Raw genomic sequence first — 22,695 nt, 5'->3', positions numbered from 1 at the left:
TCTGCGCCGGGGTCGGGGCGCTCTGGAGGGTGGATACTTCCACGACCGTAACTATTTGTAGTTTTGTGAACACTTACCGTCACAGTGAGGAAGTCATCACTCCACCCGTGCGTAAGCGGCCGTACTCGCAGTGGCGCTGGGCGCCGGAACCCTGGCAGCCGCCGCCCCCGCGTCCGTGGCGCCCGTCGGATGCCGGCCGACCTACCCCTACAGCGGCGCGGTCACGACCTACTGCTCGGGTGGCACCGGTGAGCACAGGGCCGTCTGCCTCTACCGGGACGGCCAGACCGTCCTGAAGAACTTCGGCGCGTGGGTGCCCACCACCGCCTCCTCCTCCACCTGGTGCCCGCCCGCCTCCATGATCGGCGGCAACGTCGAGACCAGGGGCTGACGGCCGCGCCAAGCATGTCGGCGACGCCCCGCCGTCCTGTGGTGACTCCACCGCGGGACGGCGGGGCGTCGCCGTGTCCCCGGCCTTCCGGCCACGGCCCGGTCGTGTGGAAGCGCCGTGGGGAACGCGTCGTGGGGAGTGCGGAGGCCGGGAAACCGTACGGTTCTGCGGAAGGGTGGGGACGCGTGGAACGGACGGTCGCCCGTCAGGTGCCGTAGGCGCGCAGGAACGTCTCGACGGCGGCGCGCACCACGGCGTGCGTCTCGGTGTCCGGAACCTGCCTGGTGCCCAGCCCGGAACGTACCTCCATCGGGCCCGTCAGCAGCGCGAGGAACTGCTCGGCGGCCATGTCCGGGTCGTCCGTGCGCAGGCGGCCGGTGAGGGCGAGTCGCGCCAGCCGGTCGGCCAGGGCGTGACGAACGCGCTGTTCCCCCTCCTGGTGGATGGCCTCCACGAGGGAGGGGAACCGGGTGACCTCGGCGTGCAGGAGCCGGCGAAGCGCCCAGGACCGCTCGTCGCAGTGGCACCGGAGCAGGTGGTGACCGACCTTTTCCAGCATCGCGTACGTGTCGGCTTCCGGGGCGCGGAGCTGGTCGAGCGCCGTCAACGCCTCGGCGAACGTGTCATGGGCCGCGGCTCGCATCGCCTCGTGGAACAACGCCTCTTTGTCGAGCAGGTGGTTGTAGATGGTCGGCTTGGCCACGCCGGCCTCGGCCGCGATCTCCCGCACGCAGGACTGGTCGTAACCCGTGCGGGCGAAGACCCGGAACGCGGCCGCGAGGATCGCCTGTCGTTTGTCGACGCGTCCGCGCCGAACGTTCGGCCTCGGCTCAGACGAGGTCGTGGCTCCGTTCACGTGAGCATCGTACCTCTCTGTACCCGACGGTTCATTTTTCTGAACCGATCAGTTGAAGTGGATCGCCTGGTTCGCTAACTTGAACCAGGTAGTTCAATTCCATGTTCGCCATCGGCCCTCAACGAGGTTGAGATGACTCAACTAGTGGACGACCGTCTGGACCCCAAGCTGCTGCGGCTGATCGGTGTGGTCCTGCTCGGCGGGATCATGGGGATCCTTGACAGCACGATGGTCACCGTCGCGGCCGAGACGCTCGGGAGAGAGTTTCACACGTCGCTGAGCTCGATCAGCTGGTCCTCGACGGCCTACCTTCTCGCGCTCACCGTCACCATTCCGGTCACCGGCTGGGCGGTCGGCCGCTTCGGCGTCAGGCGACTGTGGTTGTTCGGCCTGTCGGTGTTCCTGGTCGGCTCGCTGGCCTCCGCGGTCGCGTGGAATGTGCCGAGCCTGACCGGCTTCCGGGTCGTCCAGGGATTGGGCGCGGGCATAGTCGACCCCCTGGTGCTGGTGATCCTGGCGCGGGCGGCGGGGCCGAGCCGGGCGGGACGCGTCATGGGCATGATGGGAGTGGTGCTGTCCCTCGGCCCGGTTCTCGGTCCCGTCCTCGGCGGGGTCGTGCTCGACGCCGTGAGCTGGCGCTGGATGTTCTTCATCAACCTGCCGATCGGGATCGTCGCCCTGGCGCTCGCGACCCGGGTGATCCCGGCCGACCCGCCGACCGAGAGCCGTTCCGCCTCGCGTCTCGACGCCATGGGCCTCGTGCTGATGGCGCCCGGCCTGGCGGCGACGGTGTTCGGCCTGACACGAGCCGGTGAACAGGCCCGCTTCGACACCCTGCCCGTGCTGGTCCCACTGGTTCTCGGTGTCGTGTTCCTGGCCGGCTACGTGGCGCACGCGCTTCGGGTACGGCGTGTCGCACCGTTGATCGACGTCCGGCTGTTCGCCAGCCGCGCCTTCGCCGCGAGCGTCCTGGTCCAGGGACTCGTCGGCGTCGCCACCTACGCCGGCCTCTTCGCGCTGCCGCTCTACTACCAGATGGTCCACGACCACGGCGCCCGCGCGGCCGGGTTACTGGTGGCGCCCCTGGGTCTGGGGTCCGCCCTCGCCATGCCCCTGACCGGCCGTCTCAGTGACCGGCTGGGGGCCAGGAACCTCGTCCGGGGCGGTGCCCTCCTCGCGGGGCTGGCCGCGTTCGCCCTTACCCGCATCAACGGAGACGTCGGCGAGGTGTGGTCGGGGCTGGCCGGTTTCGCGGTCGGGTTGGGTCTGGGCGCCGTGGGCGCGCCGACGATGGGGGCGTTGTACCGGACGCTGCCGCCGGAGAAGGTCCCGCAGGGAAGCTCGGTGCTGTACAACCTCAACCAGTTCGGCGGAGCGCTCGGCGTGGCGGTCGTCGCTCTCGTCCTGGCGACCGCGGGCGTCGGCAGGACAGGCGTCGGGGAGTCGGCCGGCGGATTCCACAACGCGTACTGGTTCATGGTCGGCGTCGCCCTGGTCATCCTGGTCGCCACCCCGCTTCTGCCGGGACGCCCCCAGCCCGTGTCAAGCGGCGGCGGCCGGGCGAGCCTGCGGACCGAGGGAGTCCACGCCGACGGATAGGCGCCCGGCCGCCCCACCCCGGGGCGACCGGCCTCCCGCGCCTCCCGTGCCGACGCCGACCGGTCCATGGCCGGATCGAACCGGCGGCGTCGAGGATCTCAGGTCCGGCTTTCCTGCCGCTGATTCCGGAGAATCGGACCTGAGATCCATAACTCACGGTGGATCGGAACGGCCGATGACCTCGCATCGGTCGCGGAGATATCGCTAACCATTCCGGATGGTGCAGGCCTGATTTCTTCGTCGATCGGGCCCCGGCCGTACGCCTGCGAATTCGGTTTTCCTCTCCGCGGATCCCGGCCTGCCGGAAAGGAACCGGCCGGATGAGCTAGCCGCGGAGGGCCGCCATATCGTCATGGCATGCGATACATAGTTGCGTTCAATGAGACGGTGGTTGGATATTGGAGGCTTATCGTCGTGGTGTCCTGGGGGAAGAAAAACGATGGCAAAGACGTCGAAGGCCTGTAAGGTGACCGTCACGCTGGCCAGCAGGAACGAGTTCCGCCGCCTGGGGCTCGAACAGCTGCTGCAGCGGATACCGCTCGTGGAATCATTCACAAGTTATGAGGGGGGAGCGGAACTCGCCTCTGTCGCCGAATCCGAGACGGACATCTTTATCATCCCGGTCGAAGATCTGGACGAATCCCTGGTCGCCTTCATCGCCCGGCTCCCGGAGCACAGCAAGACGTTGCTGTTGCTCGACCGGGTTTCCGACGAACGCGTCTCGCGCATCGCCGCGGTGCCCGCGCACGGGTTCCTGTCGGAGCACGACCTGGGCGTCGAGTCCCTCGCGGACGCGCTGGAGCGCGTGTCCGCGGGCGAGGTCCCGATGCCCTACGAGCTGACCATGAAACTTCTGCGGCGGGCGGGTGAGCCCTGTCGGGTCGACCGCGACCGTGCCCCGGTCCACCTGACTCCCAGGGAGCAGGAGGTGCTGTCCCTGCTCGTCGACGGACTGAGCAACAAGCAGATAGCCAGTCGGCTGCATCTCTCACAGCACAGTGTGAAACGCCTCGTCACCAGCATTCTGGCCAAGCTCAACACCCCGAACCGCACGCTGGCCGTGGCGAGGAGTCTGCGGGAGGGGTTGGTGCACCGCACGGCGTCGCGGGAACCGGAGGAGTTCACCGCCTGAACCACTCCATAACGTGTTCCTGCGGAGAATCCGGCGTTCGCCGACCGCATTCCCGGCGCGGTTCGTCCGGCCCTTCCGAATAGGGACGTCGAACGCCGGAATCCTTTCTCGGACGGTATTCATCCCGTCACGCGTTCTGTTCTCCACGCGAGCCGCCGATCGGCCCCTCCCGGCAGGGGCGTGCCCGCCGCCGGCGTGCCGAAACGGCGAGAAAGCCCCTCGGGCCTTCGCGGGAATTCCAGGGCGTCACCCCATCGCGCGAATATGACGCCGCGTCGCGCGAGGTGACGGCGGACGGGCTGCCCGGCGCTCCGGCCGTACGGCGGGGCCCCGGCTTTTAAGCGGGCGGTGATCGTTCGGGGATGACGGGGCCGTGGGCCACGTGGTGGCCGCGTCGGCCGGACCGGGGACGTCTCGGAGTCCCCGCCCGGCCGGGCATCCGCCTGAGCGCGGCGTTGAACGAGCCTTGGTCGTTTCTTGGTCGGGCGCTGCGATCCTCGGGGGGAACCGAGATCCGGCCCTTCGGCCGCGTGGCGGAACACCGAACCACCGTGTAACCGGAACACCAGACCGCGCGCGGCGGAACACCGGACCAACAGATCCCGAGAAGGGCGCTCATATGGGTGATCAGCGTGTCCCGGCTCCCGGAGAACCGGCTGTTGACCATGTCATGGGGATGCTGGCCGGTTACTGGCAGGCGAGGATTCTCATCACGGCGGTGAACTCCGACCTCTTCGGCGCTCTGTCGGGCTCCTCCGCCACCGCGGAGGAGTTGTGCGGTCGGCTCGGATACCGCATGCCCGGAGCCGGTGGCTTCCTCCTGGCGCTGGCGGGGCTGGGGCTGCTTGAGACCACGGACGAAGGAAGGTTCCGGAACTCCGCGGTCGCCGACCGGTATCTCGTGCGGGGGCGCCCCGAGTACGTCGGCGGTTACGTGCTTTTCTGCGACCGCGAGCTGAACCCCGCCTGGGACGGGCTCGCGGAGGCGTTGCGCACCGGAGCTCCCCAGAACCGCGCCGCCCTTGAGGGAAACCCCTACGACACCCTGTACGAGGACGGGGAGGTGACGAACTTCTTCCTGGAGAGCATGGACATGTTCAACACCCCTCTCTCACGGCGGATGGGGGAGCTGGACTGGAGCGGATACGGCTCCTTCGTCGACGTCGGCGGCGCCCGAGGCAACCTCGCACACCACCTGGTGAGCGCGCACCCCCGGCTGAGAGGAACCGTCTTCGACCTGCCGCAGCTGGAGCCCGCCTTCTCCGCGTACATGCGCGAGCTCGGCGGGCAGGAGGCGGTCTCCTTCCACGGCGGTGACTTCTTCACCGACCCGTTGCCCCGGGCCGACGTGCTCATCTTCGGGCACGTGCTGCACAACTGGGGTGTGGAAGCCCGCCTCGACCTGCTGCGCAAGGCCTACGAGGCGGTCCACCCGGGGGGCGCGGTCATCGTCTACGACCCCATGGTCGGCAACGGCACGCCGCCGCTCTACGCGACCCTGGCGAGCCTCAGCATGCTGGTCTGGTCCCGCGGCGGCGGCGAGTACACAGTCGGCGAGTGTCATGCCTGGCTCAAGGAGGCGGGGTTCCGCCCGGAGACGGTCGGCCCCGAGGACACCCCCGACGACGTCCTGGTGGTCGGCCACAAGGAGCGCTGAGAGGTGCGAGGCCGAGACATGGGCCGCGCCGCTGGACAGGAGGAGCGAATGGACACACCGGTCGTGGTCGTCGGAGCGGGGCCGACCGGACTCATGCTCGCCGGTGAACTACGCCTGGCCGGGACGGACGTGACGCTCGTGGAACGGCATGCGCGACGCACGGGAGAGTCCCGTGGCGTCGGTCTCAGCCCTCGCACCATGGAGGTGTTCGACCAACGCGGCCTGCTGCGGCGTTTCGGGGACGTCGAGACCAGCAGCGAGGGCCACTTCGGCGGCATTCCAGTGGATTTCCGGGTTCTCGGGCGTGACGTACGGGCCGCGAGGACGGTGTCACAGTCGCTCACCGAGACGGTGCTGGAGGCCTGGGTCCGTGAACTCGGCGTGGACGTCCGCCGCGGCCACGAGCTCGTCTCGCTGACCGACGGCGGAGACCGTGTCGAGGTCCGGCTGCGCGGCCCCGGTGGGGACCACACACTGACGGCCTCATATCTGGTCGGCTGTGACGGTGGGCACAGTCAGGTGCGCAAGGCCGCCGGATTCGACTTCCCCGGCACCCCGGCCACGACCGAGCTGTTCCTCGCGGACATCCGGGGCGTCGACCTGGAACCGCGGATGGTCGCGCACCGGATCACCGGCGGGATGGTCATGGTGGCCAGGCTGGAGGAGGGAGTACACCGGATCATCGTGAGCGAGCGCGGGGCGCCGCCGCGACGCCGTACGGAGCCGCCCGCCTTCGCGGAGGTGGCGGACACGTGGAAACGGCTCACCGGCATCGACATCTCCCACGCCGAACCCGTGTGGGTGAGCGCCTTCGGCGACGCCAGCCGGCAGGTCACCGAGTACCGCCGAGGCAGGGTGCTGCTGGCCGGTGACTCGGCTCACGTCCATCTGCCCGCGGGCGGCCAGGGGATGAACACCGGTGTCCAGGACGCGGTGAACCTCGGCTGGAAACTCGCCGCCGTGCTGCGCGGAAGCGCCCCCGCCTCGCTGTTGGACACCTACCACGGCGAACGGCACGAGGTGGGACGCCGTCTGCTCGCCAACACCCGCGCGCAGAGCCTGCTCATCCTGGGCGACGACGAGGTGCGGTCGCTGCGCGACATCCTCACGGACCTGGTCCGGTACGAGGAGGTCGGCCGTCATTTCGCCGCGCTGGCGAGCCAGCTCGACATCCGCTACGACGTCGGAGGCGGTGACAACCCGCTTCTCGGCGCGCGCCTGCCGCGCCTGGAACTGACACGCGGAACGGAGGAGACGACGAGCACCCGGCTGCTCCGCAGCGGCCGAGGCGTGCTGATCGACCTGGAGGACGTCCCGTGGCTGCGGCGACGCGCGGCCGGATGGACGGACCGGATCGACGTCGTCCTCGCCACGCCGCGGGACATCGAGGCGGGCGGTCCGGTCGAGGGCACCTCGGCGGTGTTGCTGCGCCCTGACGGCCATGTCGCCTGGGCGGCTCCCGGCAGCCACCACGACCTGACCATGGCCCTGGAACGGTGGTTCGGCCCCGCCCGCTGACACCGCGCCGCACCTGTGCACATGACCGGACCGGACTGTTCAGACACGAGTGTGAAGGGGAAGAGATGTACAGCACCTTGATCGTCGCACGGATGGACCCAGGATCCGCGGCAAGTGTCTCGGAGATCTTCTCCGCCTTCGACAGCACAGAGGTCCCCCACCTGATGGGAACCCGGCGCAGGGAACTCTTCTCGTACCGCGGGCTGTACTTCCACCTGCAGGACTTCGAGAACGAGAACGGCGCCTCGCACATCCAGTCCTTCAGGACCGATCCGCGCTTCATCCAGATCAGCGAGGACCTGAGGCCGTTCATCGAGGCGTACGACCCCGCGACCTGGCGTTCGCCCGCCGACGCGATGGCGGGCCGCTTCTACCACTGGAGCGGCGAGTGAGCGGTGAGGAGGGGCGACGGGTCGTGATCACCGGAATCGGTGTCACCGCCCCCGGTGGTCCAGGGGTCAAACCCTTCTGGCAGTTGCTCACCGACGGGCGGACGGCCACCCGTCGCATCTCCCTCTTCGACCCCGCACCTTTCCGTTCCCAGGTCGCGGCCGAGGTGGACTTCGACGCCGAGGCGCTGGGACTCGGTCCCCAGCAGACGAGACGCATGGACCGCGCGGCCCAGTTCGCGGTGGTCACCGCACGTGAGGCGGTGACCGACAGCGGCCTGGAGGACCGCCTTCCCGCGCCGCACCGCATGGGAGTGACCATCGGCAGCGCGGTGGGCGCCACGATGAGCCTGGACCAGGAGTATCGCGTCGTGAGCGATGGCGGACGGCTGGAACTGGTCGACCACCGCTACGCCGTACCGCACCTGTACAACCACATGGTTCCCAGCTCCTTCGCCGCCGAGGTCGCGTGGACCGTGGGCGCGGAGGGGCCCGTGACGGTGGTCTCGACCGGGTGCACCTCGGGCCTGGACGCGGTCGGATACGCGGCCGAGGTGATCAGGGAGGGGGCCGCGGACGTCATGATCGCGGGCGCCACGGACGCGCCGATCTCGCCGATCACCGCGGCCTGCTTCGACGCGATCAAGGCGACGACCCCGCGTAACGACGACCCCGAGCACGCCTCCCGGCCCTTCGACGGCAGCCGCAACGGCTTCGTCCTGGGAGAGGGCTGTGCCGTCCTCGTGCTGGAGGAGTGGGAACGCGCCCGGCGGCGTGGCGCGCATGTCTACGCGGAGATCGCCGGGTACGCGACCCGCTCGAACGCCTTCCACATGACCGGGCTGCGTCCCGACGGCAGGGAGATGGCGGAGGCGATACGGGTCTCCCTCGACGAGGCCCGGCTCGTCCCCGAGGACGTCGACTACGTCAACGCGCACGGCTCGGGGACCAAGCAGAACGACCGCCACGAGACGGCGGCCTTCAAACGCAGCCTGGGCGAGGCGGCGTATCGGGTGCCGATCAGCTCCATCAAGTCGATGATCGGCCACTCACTCGGCGCGGTCGGCTCCATAGAACTCGCCGCCTGCGCCCTGGCGATGGAGCATCACGTCGTGCCGCCCACGGCCAATCTGCGCACTCCGGATCCGGAGTGCGATCTGGACTACGTCCCGCTCACCGCGCGTGAACGGCGGATCGACGCCGTACTGTCCGTGGGCAGCGGTTTCGGGGGCTTCCAGAGCGCGGTGGTGCTCGCCCGTCCGGACAGGGCCCGGCGATGAGCACCGCCACGGTCGTGACGGGGCTCGGCGTCGCGGCGCCCAACGGGCTGGGCGCGCGGGCGTACTGGTCGGCCACCCTGGCGCGCGTCAGCGGCATCGGCCCCGTCACCCGTTTCGACGCCTCGTCCTATCCGGTACGGCTGGCCGGGGAGATCAAGGGGTTCTCCGCGGCCGATCACCTGCCCAACAGGTTGCTGCCGCAGACGGACCGCATGACCCAGCTCGCGCTGGCGAGTGCCGACTGGGCCCTGGCCGATGCCGGGATCGTCCCGGGCACGTTGCCCGAGTACGACATGGGAGTGATCACGGCCAGTCACTCCGGCGGCTTCGAGTTCGGTCAGAACGAGCTGAGGGCGTTGTGGAGCAAGGGAGGCCGGTATGTGAGCGCTTACCAGTCCTTCGCCTGGTTCTACGCCGTCAACAGCGGTCAGATCTCGATCAGGAACGGCATGCGCGGACCGAGCGGCGTCGTCGTCAGCGACCAGGCCGGAGGGCTGGACGCGATGGCCCAGGCCCGCAGGCAGATTCGCCGGGGCACACCCCTGGTCGTGTCCGGCGCGGTCGACGCCTCGGTCTGTCCCTGGGGTTGGGTGGCCCAGCTGGCGAGCCGCCGGCTGAGCGGCGGTGAGGAGCCGACGCGGGCCTACCTGCCCTTCGACGACGACGCCGCCGGTCACGTTCCCGGAGAGGGCGGCGCACTGCTCGTTCTGGAGAACGCGGACCACGCCCGCTCCAGGGGCGCGCGGATCTACGGTGAGATCGCCGGCTACGCCGCCACCTTCGACCCGCCGCCCTCCAGCGGGCGTCCGCCCGGAACGAGGCGGGCGATCGAGTCGGCACTGGCCGACGCGGGGGCCACACCCGGCGAGGTCGACGTGGTCTTCGCCGACGCCGCGGCGATACCCGACCTGGACCGGATCGAGGCCGAGGCGGTCAGCGAGGTCTTCGGCCCGCGGGCCGTACCCGTGACGGCTCCCAAGACCATGACGGGACGGCTCTACTCCGGTGCCGCGCCGCTGGACGTGGCCGCCGCGTTCCTCAGCGTCCGGGACGGCGTGATACCGCCGACCGTCAACACTTCGCTCTCCGACCGCTACGACATCGACCTGGTGAGAGACGTCCCCCGGGAGGCGCCCGTGCGCACCGCGCTGGTGCTCGCCCGCGGTTACGGCGGATTCAACTCCGCGCTGGTCGTGCGCGCGTTCGGGCCGTGAGCCCGGCGAACCGACTCCGGCGAACGGCCCTCAGACCCGCACAACGTTGCGAAGAAAGGACAGCCATGCCGACCGCAAGTCCCTTCGGTGTCGACGACCTCAGGCGGATCCTGCGTGAAGGAGCGGGAGCCGACGAGGCCGTCGATCTCGACAACGACATTCTCGACAGGCAGTTCGACGAACTGGGATACGAGTCCATCGCGCTGCTGGAGACGGGCAGCCGGATAGAGCGCGAATACGGGATCAGGCTCGATGACGAGGCCCTCGGTGAGGTCCGTACCCCTCGCGCGCTGATCGACCTGGTCAACGAGCAACTCCCGACCGGCCGTACCCGATGACCGGCTCGCACCGCGGCCAGATCCGTGCGCCGCGCGTCTCCGACCCACTCCCAGGAGAGAAGCCATGACGCAAGACGCACCCAAGACCGCGATCGTGACCGGCGCCACCAGCGGCATCGGCCTGGCCGTCGCCCGCCTGCTGGCCGGTACGGGCTGCCGTGTGTTCCTGTGCGCGCGCACTGAGGAGGCCGTCCTGCGGACGGTCAAGGACCTCAGGAACGAGGGGTTCGAGGTGGACGGCAGGGCGGCCGACGTACGGTCGACGGACGACGTCCGCGACCTGGTCCGGGCCGCCGTCGACCGTTTCGGGACCGTCGACGTCCTGGTGAACAACGCGGGCCGCAGCGGGGGCGGGATCACCGCCGAGATCGACGACGGGCTGTGGCACGACGTGATCGACACCAACCTCAACAGTGTCTTCCGCGTGACGCGGGAAGTGCTCACGACCGGCGGGATGCGGGACAAGGCCAGGGGCCGCATCGTCAACATAGCCTCGACCGCCGGCAAACAGGGCGTCGTGCTGGGGGCGCCGTACTCCGCCTCGAAGCACGGCGTCGTCGGTTTCACCAAGGCCCTGGGCAACGAGCTCGCGCCGACCGGCATCACCGTGAACGCCGTGTGCCCCGGCTACGTGGAGACCCCGATGGCCCAGCGGGTCCGTCAGGGATACGCCGCCGCGTACAAGACCAGCGAGGAGGAGATCCTGGCGAAGTTCACCGCCAAGATCCCGCTGGGACGCTACTCGACCCCGGAGGAGGTCGCCGGCCTGGTCGGCTACCTGGTCTCCGACGCCGCGGCCTCGATCACCTCCCAGGCGCTCAACGTCTGCGGCGGCCTGGGCAACTTCTGATCACGGCGGCACCGCGCCCCATGGCGACCAAGGAGAGGAACATGACCGAGAGCGTGTCCCGCGAGGTCGAACACACCATCACCGTCTCCGCCCCCGCCGCGGAGGCATACCGCCTTCTCGCGGAGGTGGAGAACTGGCCCAGGCTCTTCCCGCCGTCGGTGTACGTGGACTACGTGGAGAAGAACCGCGACGAAGAGCGCATCCGAATCTGGGCCACGGCAAACGGCGAGGTCAAGAACTGGACGTCACGCCGCAGGCTTGAGCCGGACAGGCTCCGCATCACCTTCTGGCAGGAGGTCTCGGCCCCGCCCGTCGCCGAGATGAGCGGCACCTGGATCATCGAGCCGCGCGGCGACGGGGGGTGCGAGGTCCGTCTGCTGCACGCCTACCGGGCCGTCGACGACGACCCCGAGGGGCTGAGGTGGATCGACGAGGCGGTGGACCGCAACAGCAGGGCGGAGCTGCCCGCCCTGCGGGAGAACCTGGAACTCGCCGCCCGGTCCGCCGAACTCACGCTCTCGTTCGAGGACGGCGTCCGGATCAACGGCTCGGCCAAGGACGCCTACGACTTCATCAACGAGGCCCGGCTGTGGACCGAACGGCTGCCGCACGTGTCCGCCGTACGGCTGACGGAGGACACACCGGGCATCCAGACCCTGCGTATGGACACCGTCGCGAAGGACGGCTCCACGCACACCACCGAGTCGATCAGGATCTGTTTCCCTCATCGCGGGATCGCCTACAAACAGACCACGCTTCCGGCCCTGATGACGCTGCACACCGGCTACTGGGATTTCGCCGAGGACGACGACGGGACCACCGTCGTGACCTCACGGCACACGGTGATGGTCAACACCGAAAAGATCGCCGCGGTCCTGGGGCCGGACGCGGGCGTTCCCGAGGCGCGCGCGTTCCTGCGGGAGGCTCTCGGAGCCAACAGCAGGGCCACGCTCCGGCACGCCAAAGAGTTCGCCGAAGCACGGCGCTGAACGCCGGTGTGCCCAGTGGACGCGGACGTCATCGTCGTAGGCGCGGGCCCGGTCGGGCTGATGCTCGCCGGCGACCTGAGCGCGGGCGGCGCCCGGGTGGTCGTACTGGAGCGGCTGAGCGAGCCGACCCTCGAATCCCGGGCGTCGATACTCCACGCGCGGACCATGGAGGTCTTCGCCGAGCGCGGCATCCTCCACAGGCTGGGCGCCGTGCCGGACGCGGGGCGCGGCCACTTCGGCGGGATCCCGCTCGACCTGAGGGAGGCGGACCCGGAGAACCCCCACGCGGGTCAGTGGGAGTGCCTGCAGAGCCGGCTTGAGCCGGTCCTGCAGGAGTGGGCCGTGGGCCTGGGGGCCGAGGTGCGCCGTGGGCACACGGTCACCGCGCTGACCCAGTGGCGGGACCGGGTGCAGGTCGTCTCCGTCGACGCCGACGGGAGAACACACGGTCACACCGCCGGATACGTCGTGGGATGCGACGGGGAGCGGAGCACCGTACGCGAGCTGGCGGGCTTCGAGACGGCCGGGCGGGACGCCACCCGGGAGATGCTGCGAGCCGATGTGCTGGGAGTGGACATCCCCGCCCGCCGCCTCCAGCGCTTCCCGTACGGCACCGCCACGGCGTACCGCCGCGCCGACGGGACCACTCGCCTCATGGTCCACGACCGCACCCGCGTCCCGCGCCCCCACCCAAGGGAAACGGACTTCGCGGACGTCAGGGCGGCCTGGGAACGGGTGACGGGTGAGGACCTCGCGGGAGGCACCCCGGTCTGGCTGAACGGCTTCGACGACACCTGCCGACAGGTCACCCGGTACCGAAGGGAACGTGTCCTGCTGGCCGGTGACGCCGCCCACATCCAGATGCCCGTCGGTGGTCAGGCGCTGAACCTCGGCCTGCAGGACGCGGCCGACCTGGGACCGAGGCTGGCCGCGTGCGTCACCGGCCGGGCCGACGACGGCGTACTGGACGGTTACCACCGCGAGCGCCACCCGGTCGGCGCCCGGACGCTGGCCAACATCCAGGCCCAGGCCCTCCTGTTGTTCGGCGGGCCTGAGGTGGACGGCATGCGGGAGGTCTTCGGCCGGCTGCTGCGGATGGGAGTCGTCCGCCGTCATCTGGCCCGGATGATCAGCGGCCTGGACGACCGGGCGGAGTCCCGTACGGCGGAGCGTGACATCACCCACCCTTTCTCGACACACGGGAGTTCCATCATGAACAGGCTCGCCGGCAAGACGGCGCTTGTCACCGGGTCAAGCCGGGGCATCGGCCGGGCCATAGCGGTACGGCTCGCTCGCGAGGGGGCGCTGGTCGCCGTGCACTACGCCGTCAACGAACAGGCGGCGCTGGAGACCGTCACCACGATCGAGAAGGAGGGGGGCCGGGCTTTCACGGTCCGCGCGGAGCTGGGCACCCCCGGCGCCGTGCACACCCTCTTCACCGGCCTGGAACAGGGGCTGAAGGAACGCACGGGAAAGGCCACGCTCGACATCCTCGTGAACAACGCCGCGGTCACCGGCATGGACGGCTTCTCCCCTGAGGACGTCACACAGGAGCAGCTCGACCGGTACTTCGAGGTGAACGCCAAGGCCCCGTTCCTCATCGTGCAGCGTGTGCTGACCAACATGCCGTCCGGAGGCCGTGTCATCAACATCTCCTCCGGGCTCACCCGGTTCGCCAACCCCGGCCAGGTCGCCTACGCGATGACCAAGGGCGCCCTCGAACAGGTCACGCTGCACTTCGCGAAGCATCTGGGTCCGCGCGGGATCACGGTGAACACCGTGGCGCCCGGCATCACCGACAACGGCGGGCCGATCTTCGACGTTCCCGAGGCGGTGGAGCAGATGGCCGGTCTGTCGGTTTTCAACCGGGTGGGCGAGGCCGGTGACGTCGCCGACGTGGTGACCTTCCTCGCCACCGACGAGGCGCGATGGATCACCGGCGCGTTCCTCGACGTCAGCGGCGGAACCCTGCTCCGATGAGCGCCCTGCGGTCTCCCGGCCGGGAGACCGGCCCGTCGGAGTCTCCGGCATCGAGACAGGAAGCCAGACAGGAAGCCAGACAGGAAGAAGGTCGCACATGTCCAGCACGCCTCGCGTCGCACTCGTCACAGGGGCGAACAAGGGCATCGGACACGCCGTCGCCCGCCGCCTCGGAGAGCTGGGGATGCGTGTCTACCTGGGCGTCCGTGACGGCGAACGGGGCCGGACGGCCGAGCGCGACCTGCGCGCGGACGGGCTGGACGCACGGTTCGTACGCCTCGACGTCACGGACGAGGCCTCGGCTCTCCTGGCGGCCAAGCACATCGACGAGGAGTCCCACCGCCTCGACGTCCTGGTGAACAACGCGGGCGTCGGCGGTTCGGTGAGCGCCCCCAGCGAGGTCTCCCTCGACGAGGTGCGGCGGACGTACGAGACGAACGTCTTCGGTGTCATCGCCGTCACCAACGCGATGCTGCCGCTGCTGCGCCGCTCGCAAGCCGCTCGGATCGTGAACGTCAGCAGCGTCCTCGGCTCCCTCACCCACGCGGCCGCCCGGCACGACCCGACGGGGGTGTTCGCCGAGGGGGTCTTCCCGGCGTTGCTGGAGTACAACACGTCGAAGGCCGCGCTGAACGCCCTCACCGTCACCTACGCCAACGAACTGCGGGGGGAGGGGATCCTCGTCAACGCCGTCTCCCCGGGTTTCGTGGCGACCGACATCAACGGTCACCGAGGACATCTGACGCCGGAACAGGGCGCGCGCGTTCCCGTGCTCCTGGCGACCCTCGGCGACGACGGCCCCACAGCCGTGTTCCTGGGGGAGGACGGCTCGGACACCGGCCGGGAGCTGGCCTGGTGACGGCCTCGTGCTCTTCCAGGAGCCCAGGGACCACGGGCTTTCTCAGGGCTCTGGGCGGCGACGTAGGAAAGGAGTGAACGCCGATGAAGGCCGCACACCAGGCTCCTCCGGCACCTGACCCGTTGCGGGAACTGGGGAAGGTGAGGGAGCTCGCCCGCCAAGGGCCGGACGGCGAAGCCACGCGACGGCAGCACGCCAAGGGCAAACTGACCGCCCGTGAACGCATCGACCTCCTGCTCGACAAGGGGAGTTTCGTGGAGGTCGAACCGTTGCGGCGCCACCGCGCCACCGGCTTCGGGCTGGAAGCGAAACGTCCGTACACCGACGGCGTCGTGACAGGCTGGGGTACGGTCGACGGCCGCACGACCTTCGTCTACGCCCATGACTTCCGCATCTTCGGCGGAGCGCTGGGGGAGGCGCACGCGCAGAAGATCCACAAGATCATGGACATGGCCGTCGCGGCCGGGGCGCCGCTCGTCTCGCTCAATGACGGAGCGGGGGCACGCATCCAGGAGGGAGTCTCCGCGCTCGCCGGTTACGGTGGCATCTTCAGCCGCAACACCCGGGCCTCGGGTGTCATCCCGCAGATCAGCGTGATGCTGGGGCCGTGCGCCGGGGGCGCCTCGTACTCACCCGCGCTGACCGACTTCGTTTTCGCCGTCCGCGGTGTCTCCCAGATGTTCGTCACCGGGCCGGACGTGGTCCAGACGGTCACGGGGGAGGAGATCTCCCACGAAGGGCTGGGCGGGGCGGACGTCCACGGGGGCACCTCCGGCGTGGCCCATTTCGTCTACGACGACGAGGAGACCTGTCTGGACGAGGTGCGCTACCTCCTGTCCCTGCTGCCCTCGAACAACCGTGAGCTGGCGCCGGTCGGAGCCGGGGGAGACCCGGCCGACCGGGTGTGCGAGGCGCTGGTGGACCTGGTCCCGGCGGAGGGCAACCGCTCCTACGACATCCGCCAGGTGATCGAGGAGATCGTCGACGACGGTGAGCACATGGAGGTGCACGCCATCTGGGCGCCCAACCTGGTGTGCTCGCTCGCCCGGCTGGACGGCCACGTCGTGGGCGTCGTCGCCAACCAGCCGTCGGTGACGGCCGGTGTGCTGGACATCAGGGCGTCGGAGAAGGGCGCACGTTTCGTCCAGTTCTGCGATGCCTTCAACATTCCGCTCATCACCCTGGTCGACGTGCCGGGCTTCCTCCCCGGCGTGGAGCAGGAACACGGGGGCATCATCAGGCACGGCGCGAAACTGCTGTACGCGTACTGCAACGCGACTGTGCCGCGCGTCTCCGTGGTGCTGCGCAAGGCGTACGGCGGGGCGTACATCGTCATGGACTCCCGGTCGATCGGTGTGGACGTCGCGTTCGCCTGGCCGGGGAACGAGATCGCGGTCATGGGGGCGGACGCCGCCGCCAACGTGGTCTTCCGGAGAGAGATCGCGGCGGCCGACGACCCCGACGCGGTGCGCAGGCAGAAGATCGAGGAGTACAGGAGGGAGCTGGTGCATCCCTACTACGCGGCCGAACGCGGTCTCGTCGACGACGTCATCGATCCACGGGAGACGCGTTCGGCGCTGGCCCGCTCGCTCGCCATGCTCCGCGCCAAGGACCGTGACCTGCCCCGCCGTAAACACGGCAACCCGCCACAGTGAGGAGTCAACCGATGAGCGAACCTCATGACCGGACCCTGCTGCGGGTGAGGAGGGGGCGCCCGACCGCGGAGGAACTGACCGCGATCACGGCCGTGCTGCTCGCCTGCGCGCGCCGTAAACGTGATCTTCCACGCGACGGCCTCCCCCCGGGAGCCGAGGCGAACGCCCGCTGGCGCAGGCCGGAACGGACGGCCGTCTTCGAAGACCCACGATCCTGGCGAAGGGACGGCACATGACGGCCGGAACGGTGGGACGGTGACGGCGGACCGCACGACACGGGGTTCCCTCACCGTCCCGGACCCCCGGGGGGCACGCCAATGGGTCCTGCTGCTCGTCCTGTCGGGGAACATGCTCCTGGACGCCGTCGAGGTGTCCGTGGTGCTCCTCGCGCTGCCCACCATCGGCGGCGCCCTGGGCATGTCGCTGCCGGAGGCGCAGTGGCTGATGAGCGGATTCGCCCTCGGCTTCGCGGCTCTGCTCGTCCTGGGGCCCTGGATCTGCGCCCGCCTGGGGCGGCGCCGCGCCTATCTCGGGGCCATGCTGCTGTTCGTCGTCGCCTCGGTGGCCGGCGGTACGGCGGACAGCGAGGCCCTTCTCGTCGCGAGCCGGGTCGTCAAGGGGGTGTGTGCCGCGTTGACCGCGCCCACCGGTCTGGCCGTCATCGCCACCACCTTCGAAGAGGGGCCGAGGCGGCGCAGGGCCGTCTCCGTCTACGCCCTGTTCGGCGCCGTCGGGTTCACCGCGGGTCTGCTGCTCTCCGCGGCCTTCCTCGCCGTGAACTGGCGGTGGACCTTCCTCTTCCCTGCCCCGGTCGCACTGGTGCTGCTCCTCCTCGCGGCACGGACCATGACGGAGGAACCCGGCGAGGGGAGACGCGTGACCTGGGTGAAGCCGTCGCTGCTCCGCGACGGACGGCTGCGTAACGCGACGATCGGCGCGGCCACGCTCAACGGGGGCTACGTCAGCCTGCTCCTGATGGTCACCTTCGATCTTCAGCAGAGGCTGGGATGGTCCCCCTGGCGGTGTGCCCTGGCGCTGTTGCCCGCCTGCGTGCCACTGGCGGTGACGGTGCCGTTCGCCGGGCGTCTGACCGCCCGTTTCGGAACGGAGAAGCTGATAACGGCGGGTGCCTCCACTTCGCTTCTCGGCTACGCGCTCTACCTTCTGTCGCCGGAGACGAGGCCGTACTGGTCCGGGACACTGCCGACGCTGCTGCTGGTCGAGACCGGGTTCGTCCTCTCCTTCGCCGCGCTGAACATGCAGGCCACGGCGGGGATCCGGCCCGCAGAACGGGGGCTGGCGGTTCCGCTCTACCAGACCGGGGTCCAACTCGGCGCCGCCGTGATGTTGCCGCTCGTCGCGGTGTTGGTGACCGTTCGGCCCACCCCCCGGGCGGCGACGCTGGCGATCGCCGCCGCCGGGGCACTGGGCCTGCTGGCGGCGCTCGCCGGACTACGCGGGGGCGCGTTACGGCGCCCCGGAGAACACATGGGAGGCCCTGTTCATGATTGATCGTCCTGCCGACCTCGTCGTGACCGTCGGCGGCGTCCGGGAGGGGCCCGTCAGTCCCGGCGTCGCCGCCCATGACGAGGGGAGCTCCACCGTGCGGCGAGAAACCCCGCGAACGGTTGTTCCCCATGGACACCGCCTGGCTTTCCTCGAAGGGAAGGCGGAATGACCCGGCTCACCTCCGCGCGCATGCCGGACGTTCGCCGCACGGACGCGCGGGCCGTCTTCGTCGGACAACGGTACGTGCCGACCCGGCAGGCGGCGATCGAGGTACTGCAGCAGCACGTCGAGCAGTGGAGCGGCACGCCGTGGCCCGTCGGCGTTCTCTCCTTCAGTTGTTACCTCAGCGTCGAGGAGGACACCGTACTGACCTACGCGCAGTGCTCCGACGCGGCGGTGTACCGGCCGTTCGTCGCCTCCCTGCACGGAGCCGCCAACGCCGGAGCGGTGGAGTACCGCCTGCGGGGGAGCGTGGTGCCGCGGGGGGCGGCGGGGACCCCCGGATGCATGGTCGTCGCGACGTTCGACGTCGACGGCGCCGAACGGCAGGACAGGGTCATCGACTCCCTGACCGACGCGCTGGAGAGGACGCGGGCGGGCCGATCCCCCGGAATGCTCTCAGCGAACTTCCACGTGAGCACCGACGCCACCCGGGTCCTCAACTACGCGGAGTGGACGTCCGACGAGACGCACACGGCGTTCCTCGACAGCGCGGCACGGGTCACGACCAGGAGCGTCAGTGACGACATTCCCGGCGTACGGCCCATCGGGTTCAAGCGCTACCACCTCTACCGAGGATTCGATAGACAGGCGTAGAGCCGTGCACGAGGGCGTCCGGCGCTCTCCCGGTCCTGAGCGCCTCGTCAAGGGCCGGGAGGGCGGAACCGCGAGGCCGTTCCAGCCGCGACGCCCTCGACGGCATCGGCCCGCGGGCGGCGGGACACCCGCGGGCCGGATCGCGGAGGGGCACACAGGACTCTCCGGTGTCGCCACGTCGGACCACGACGACGGCGGTGGCCTCGATCCGGGCGGCGAGCACGGGCAGGCGGTCCCCCCGGAGGAGCCCGTACGGCGGACCCGGCGGGCCGGGGCGCAGAACGAGGCGTGAAAAGACGGTTCCGCACTTCGGGCCTGTTCCGCCGCATTTTTCGACATGGTCGTGAGAAGAGGCGCCTTGAGCGCTCGCACCCGACTGTGTATCGTAGCCCCTAATTGACTTAGGGTGACGGGAAACGTTTCCTGATCGTTTCGCGAACACATTCCGACGGACGTGCCGTCGTGGTTTTCCCCACCCGGGTGAAGGTGGCGAACGCGCAGGCCAGGGGTTGTCTGCGGGCTCGCCGTGCGGAGTGATTCCCTTTCTTGCGGATGATACGCGTGACGCGTCCGGCGCGGACGGTCGGCCTACCCGTTTGGGGCGCTCGGGTGTAGGGGCGAATGAAACCCGTTCGGGCGCCCGCAGGGGGCTACTCCCGCCGTGCGGGAGGATGAAGAATGGCAATGAGGTCGCGAACAGTCTCTTAGACGGCACCGAATGCATGAGCCGAAATAATGTGGCCGCTTCGGCGATTCCCTGGTAACGGGACCTCGCTCTCCTTAAAGATTTCCTGTCCGCGCATTCAACGGTATGACATGTCGCGCCGGATCACCGGGTGCGGCGCGGCCGAAAAATCCTTGATAAGGGGTCAAGAATGTTCCGTACCGCTGACAGTCTTCCCGTCATCGACCGTCCGGACGCCGCCGCGGTGTGCGTGGAGGTGATATCCGTCGGCGGAGCCGATGGACAGGGCGCCGTCGTGGACGCGACGGCCGCCCATCGGCGGTCCCGCCCCTGGCCCGCGGAACTCCTCTCCTTCAGCTGTTACGTGAGCACCGACGGAGACTCCGTGCTCACGTACGCGCAGTGGTCGTCCAGGGAGGCCGCGCTGAACGCCCTGCGGGAGGAGGGGGACGGACCGCAGGAGGGCCCCTACCTGGGCGTTGAGGGGGCTCACTCCCTCGGCGCCGTGCCGTACCGGTTGTACCGGGTCGTGAGAGGTGGGGCGATCACCGAACCCGAACCGGTCCCCGAATGTTTCCCCGCCGCGGTCTTCCCGATGCCCGGCGAGGACGCCGCGTGTCGTTGGATCGACGATCTGCTGGCCTCGGAGGAGGAGGTCGAGGGAGAGGAACGCGCCTATCCCGGTGCGATCGCGGCCAACTTCCATGTGGGTCTGGGCGACGGTGGCGTCTTCGTGCTCTCTGAGTGGGCCTCGGAGAAAGAGGCGGCCGAACACATCGAGGAGGTGATCCAGCCGTTGCTCGACCAGGCGGGCGGTGGCGACGCGGGAGCGCGCTACACGCACGCGCTGACGCTCACGGGCCCGTGACCTGATTGCCGATGGGGTGCCGTGGCGGTCCTTCTCCGTCCAGGAAAGCACGCTGGACGCCGTGGAAACGTCATGAATGCCGGCTGATGAACGGGGGTCATCATGTACTTCGCCATTCTTGGCCCATTGGAGGTGCGTGGAGAGCGGGGGCTCCTTGATCCCATGTCCCCGATGGGCCGCCGAGTGCTCTCGCTGCTGCTCGCCCACGCCGGGCAGACGGTCTCGGTCGAGACCCTGATAGAGGAGCTCTGGGGGGAAAGGCCCCCGAAACTCGCCCGCAAGACCGTACAGACGTACATCTACTCCGTGCGCAAGGCGCTGCGGAAGAACATGGAGGGAAAGCCTCCCATAGAGACCGGACAGCATGGTTACCGGATCCGGCCGGAAGAGGACCGGTTCGACCTCTGGTGTTTCCAGAAACTGTGCGAAGCGGGGTTCTCCGAGCTGGGCGGGGGAGATGTCGAGGCGGCCTCGGACAGTTATCGAAGGGCGCTCGCGCTGTGGCGTGGGCGGCCCTTCGAGGACGTGGAGACCGGGGTGCTGCTCATGGCCCAGCAGGCCAGGCTGGAAGAGCTGCGGATGCACGCTCTGGAACAGCGGATCGAGGCCGACATGGCACTGGGGCGGCACCGTGAGTTGCTGACCGAGCTGAGCGGCCTGGTGATCAGTCATCCGCTGAACGAGGTGATCTGCGGGCAGCTCATGCGCGCGGCGGCCCATTCCGGACGGCAGCACGTGGCACTCGACGCCTACAGACGGCTGCGGACCACGACGGCGAACGAACTCGGTCTGGAACCCTCCCCACAACTGAGGGATCTGCAACGCCGCATCCTGGAGGGCCAGGTGTCGTTGGAGAGGCCGAGGGTGCGCGTCGTCGGCGGGCCGCCCCAGAAACCTCCGGCGGAGCTGCCGGCCAGGACACCCGGCTTCACCGCGCACAGTCGCGAGGTCGCGGACATCGTACGCGCCGTCCGGCCAGCCGCCGCGGCCTCCAGCGGCCCGTCGACGGTGCGCATCGTGCTCGTGGCGGGCGGTGTGGGAGTGGGTAAGACGGTGACGGCGGTCGAGGCGTCCCACTGCCTGCGCCGCCGGTATCCCGACGGCCAGCTCTTCACCACACTGCACCGTCCGGACAGCACCCCGGTGCCCGTCCGGGACGCGCTCACGTCGCTGCTTCTGTCGGCCGGATACCTCGAACGGCACCTGCCCGAGTCGACGGAGGACATGGCGCGGCTCTTCCGCAGCTGGACGTCGGAACGGCGCATGTTGGTGATGCTCGACGACGCCCACTCCTGCGGGCAGGTGCTTCCCCTCATACCGAACAGTCCGGGCTGCGCGGTGATCGTCACCTCACGCTGGCGACTGGAGGGCTTACCCGGCGCCGTCACCCACGTCCCGCTTGAGGGCATGTCCGACCACGAAGGAGTGGTACTTCTCAGCTCCGTCATCGGTGCCCAACGCGTCGCGCGGGAGCGGGCGGCCGCCATGGAACTGGTACGGCTGTACGAGGGATCGCCGCTGGCCCTGGTCGCACTGGGAGAGCGGCTCAGGGCCCGGCCGCACCTTTTCCTGCACGAGGTGCTCCGCCGGGCGCGCGACCACACCGAGCGGCTGGCGCTGCTCCAGGGGCCGCGGAACGACTGCCTGCGAAGGCTCAGAGAAGCGTATCTGCGGCTCCCCGCCGCGGAGCGGCGCCTGCTGTCCACCCTGTCCCGGCTTCCCGGGCCGGTGCGGGAGGTCGACCTCTGGAACGAGGCGGGACGGCCGGGGCCGTACGCCAGGGAGTTCGGTCGTCTGGTGGAGTCCCTCCTCGCGTCCCACTCGCTGAAGGTGCGCGACCGTCACGACGGTCCGGTGCTGGAGGTTCCCGGGCTGCTGCGGTTGATGCTGTCCACCTGGGCGGACCGGCCATGGAGTGCCTCTGTGGGGGATTTCGCATTCGACGGGGAGGACCGCCTGTCCCTGGTTTCCGCGCAGGCCGCCCGATCACGGTGAGGAGGAGTCGCGGGGACCGCCGCCCACTCCGTCACCCGCCTGGACGGAGCCGCCGCTTTTCTTTCTCCTCCGTTTCCGTCCCATCTTGGAGATGGATTTGTCATCCACCTGGAAA

At 69.5% G+C, this 22,695-nt stretch carries 21 protein-coding genes; 20 read left to right on the top strand and 1 reads right to left on the bottom strand.

Annotated elements, in window-relative coordinates:
- Positions 1–130: 130 nt before the first annotated feature.
- Positions 131–391, top strand: coding sequence for a hypothetical protein (locus ABT340_RS13760; RefSeq protein ID WP_352011046.1), 261 nt, complete (start codon positions 131–133; stop codon positions 389–391).
- 205 nt (positions 392–596) lie between these two features.
- Here the strand turns inward: ABT340_RS13760 and ABT340_RS13755 are convergent, their stop codons facing one another.
- Positions 597–1,247 carry a TetR/AcrR family transcriptional regulator gene (locus ABT340_RS13755; protein WP_352011045.1) on the bottom strand — a complete coding sequence of 217 codons (651 nt, stop codon included), beginning with the start codon at positions 1,245–1,247 and terminating at the stop codon, positions 597–599.
- Between the two features lie 132 nt (positions 1,248–1,379).
- Here ABT340_RS13755 and ABT340_RS13750 point away from each other — a divergent pair, with 132 nt between their 5' ends.
- From ABT340_RS13750 to ABT340_RS13660, 19 genes are all read left to right on the top strand, one after another.
- A complete protein-coding gene (locus ABT340_RS13750) occupies positions 1,380–2,846 on the top strand; it encodes a DHA2 family efflux MFS transporter permease subunit (RefSeq protein ID WP_352011044.1) in 1,467 nt (488 codons plus the stop codon).
- 439 nt (positions 2,847–3,285) lie between these two features.
- A complete protein-coding gene (locus ABT340_RS13745; RefSeq protein WP_352011043.1) occupies positions 3,286–3,978 on the top strand; it encodes a helix-turn-helix transcriptional regulator in 693 nt (230 codons plus the stop codon).
- 619 nt (positions 3,979–4,597) lie between these two features.
- Complete coding sequence (locus ABT340_RS13740; RefSeq protein ID WP_352011042.1) at positions 4,598–5,635, top strand: methyltransferase; 1,038 nt, start codon at positions 4,598–4,600, stop codon at positions 5,633–5,635.
- Positions 5,636–5,683: 48 nt separating this feature from the next.
- A complete protein-coding gene (locus tag ABT340_RS13735; protein WP_352011041.1) occupies positions 5,684–7,153 on the top strand; it encodes an FAD-dependent monooxygenase in 1,470 nt (489 codons plus the stop codon).
- Between the two features lie 65 nt (positions 7,154–7,218).
- Positions 7,219–7,545 (top strand): TcmI family type II polyketide cyclase, encoded by a 327-nt coding sequence (locus ABT340_RS13730; RefSeq protein WP_352011040.1) that lies wholly within the window; start codon positions 7,219–7,221, stop codon positions 7,543–7,545.
- A 23-nt stretch (positions 7,546–7,568) separates the two neighbouring features.
- Positions 7,569–8,822: a beta-ketoacyl-[acyl-carrier-protein] synthase family protein gene (locus tag ABT340_RS13725; RefSeq protein WP_352011039.1), complete on the top strand. Its 1,254-nt coding sequence runs from the start codon at positions 7,569–7,571 to the stop codon at positions 8,820–8,822.
- A complete protein-coding gene (locus tag ABT340_RS13720) occupies positions 8,819–10,036 on the top strand; it encodes a ketosynthase chain-length factor (RefSeq protein WP_352011038.1) in 1,218 nt (405 codons plus the stop codon). The genes ABT340_RS13725 and ABT340_RS13720 overlap by 4 nt, the downstream gene beginning before the upstream one ends.
- Positions 10,037–10,101: 65 nt before the next feature.
- A complete protein-coding gene (locus ABT340_RS13715) occupies positions 10,102–10,374 on the top strand; it encodes an acyl carrier protein (protein ID WP_352011037.1) in 273 nt (90 codons plus the stop codon).
- 64 nt (positions 10,375–10,438) lie between these two features.
- Complete coding sequence (gene fabG / locus ABT340_RS13710) at positions 10,439–11,224, top strand: 3-oxoacyl-ACP reductase FabG (protein ID WP_352011036.1); 786 nt, start codon at positions 10,439–10,441, stop codon at positions 11,222–11,224.
- A 41-nt stretch (positions 11,225–11,265) separates the two neighbouring features.
- A complete protein-coding gene (locus ABT340_RS13705) occupies positions 11,266–12,213 on the top strand; it encodes an aromatase/cyclase (protein ID WP_352011035.1) in 948 nt (315 codons plus the stop codon).
- Between the two features lie 15 nt (positions 12,214–12,228).
- On the top strand, positions 12,229–14,193 hold the full coding sequence (locus ABT340_RS13700) for an SDR family oxidoreductase (RefSeq protein ID WP_352011034.1): 1,965 nt from the start codon (positions 12,229–12,231) through the stop codon (positions 14,191–14,193).
- 97 nt (positions 14,194–14,290) lie between these two features.
- A complete protein-coding gene (locus ABT340_RS13695; protein ID WP_352011033.1) occupies positions 14,291–15,052 on the top strand; it encodes an SDR family oxidoreductase in 762 nt (253 codons plus the stop codon).
- Positions 15,053–15,135: 83 nt separating this feature from the next.
- Complete coding sequence (locus ABT340_RS13690) at positions 15,136–16,707, top strand: acyl-CoA carboxylase subunit beta (RefSeq protein WP_352011032.1); 1,572 nt, start codon at positions 15,136–15,138, stop codon at positions 16,705–16,707.
- A gap of 11 nt (positions 16,708–16,718) precedes the next feature.
- Positions 16,719–16,943, top strand: coding sequence for an acyl-CoA carboxylase subunit epsilon (locus ABT340_RS13685; protein ID WP_352011031.1), 225 nt, complete (start codon positions 16,719–16,721; stop codon positions 16,941–16,943).
- 19 nt (positions 16,944–16,962) lie between these two features.
- Positions 16,963–18,219 carry an MFS transporter gene (locus tag ABT340_RS13680; protein ID WP_352011030.1) on the top strand — a complete coding sequence of 419 codons (1,257 nt, stop codon included), beginning with the start codon at positions 16,963–16,965 and terminating at the stop codon, positions 18,217–18,219.
- A gap of 162 nt (positions 18,220–18,381) precedes the next feature.
- Positions 18,382–19,032 (top strand): antibiotic biosynthesis monooxygenase, encoded by a 651-nt coding sequence (locus ABT340_RS13675; protein WP_352011029.1) that lies wholly within the window; start codon positions 18,382–18,384, stop codon positions 19,030–19,032.
- Between the two features lie 4 nt (positions 19,033–19,036).
- Positions 19,037–19,324 (top strand): hypothetical protein, encoded by a 288-nt coding sequence (locus ABT340_RS13670; protein WP_352011028.1) that lies wholly within the window; start codon positions 19,037–19,039, stop codon positions 19,322–19,324.
- Positions 19,325–19,907: 583 nt separating this feature from the next.
- Positions 19,908–20,585, top strand: coding sequence for a hypothetical protein (locus tag ABT340_RS13665; protein WP_352011027.1), 678 nt, complete (start codon positions 19,908–19,910; stop codon positions 20,583–20,585).
- Positions 20,586–20,756: 171 nt separating this feature from the next.
- A complete protein-coding gene (locus tag ABT340_RS13660) occupies positions 20,757–22,580 on the top strand; it encodes an AfsR/SARP family transcriptional regulator (RefSeq protein WP_352011026.1) in 1,824 nt (607 codons plus the stop codon).
- Positions 22,581–22,695: the final 115 nt, after the last annotated feature.

The sequence above is a fragment of the Streptosporangium sp. NPDC000239 genome, from assembly GCF_040300765.1.
Taxonomy (GTDB): Bacteria; Actinomycetota; Actinomycetes; order Streptosporangiales; family Streptosporangiaceae; genus Streptosporangium.
This window is presented reverse-complemented; position numbering and strand designations above follow the sequence as displayed.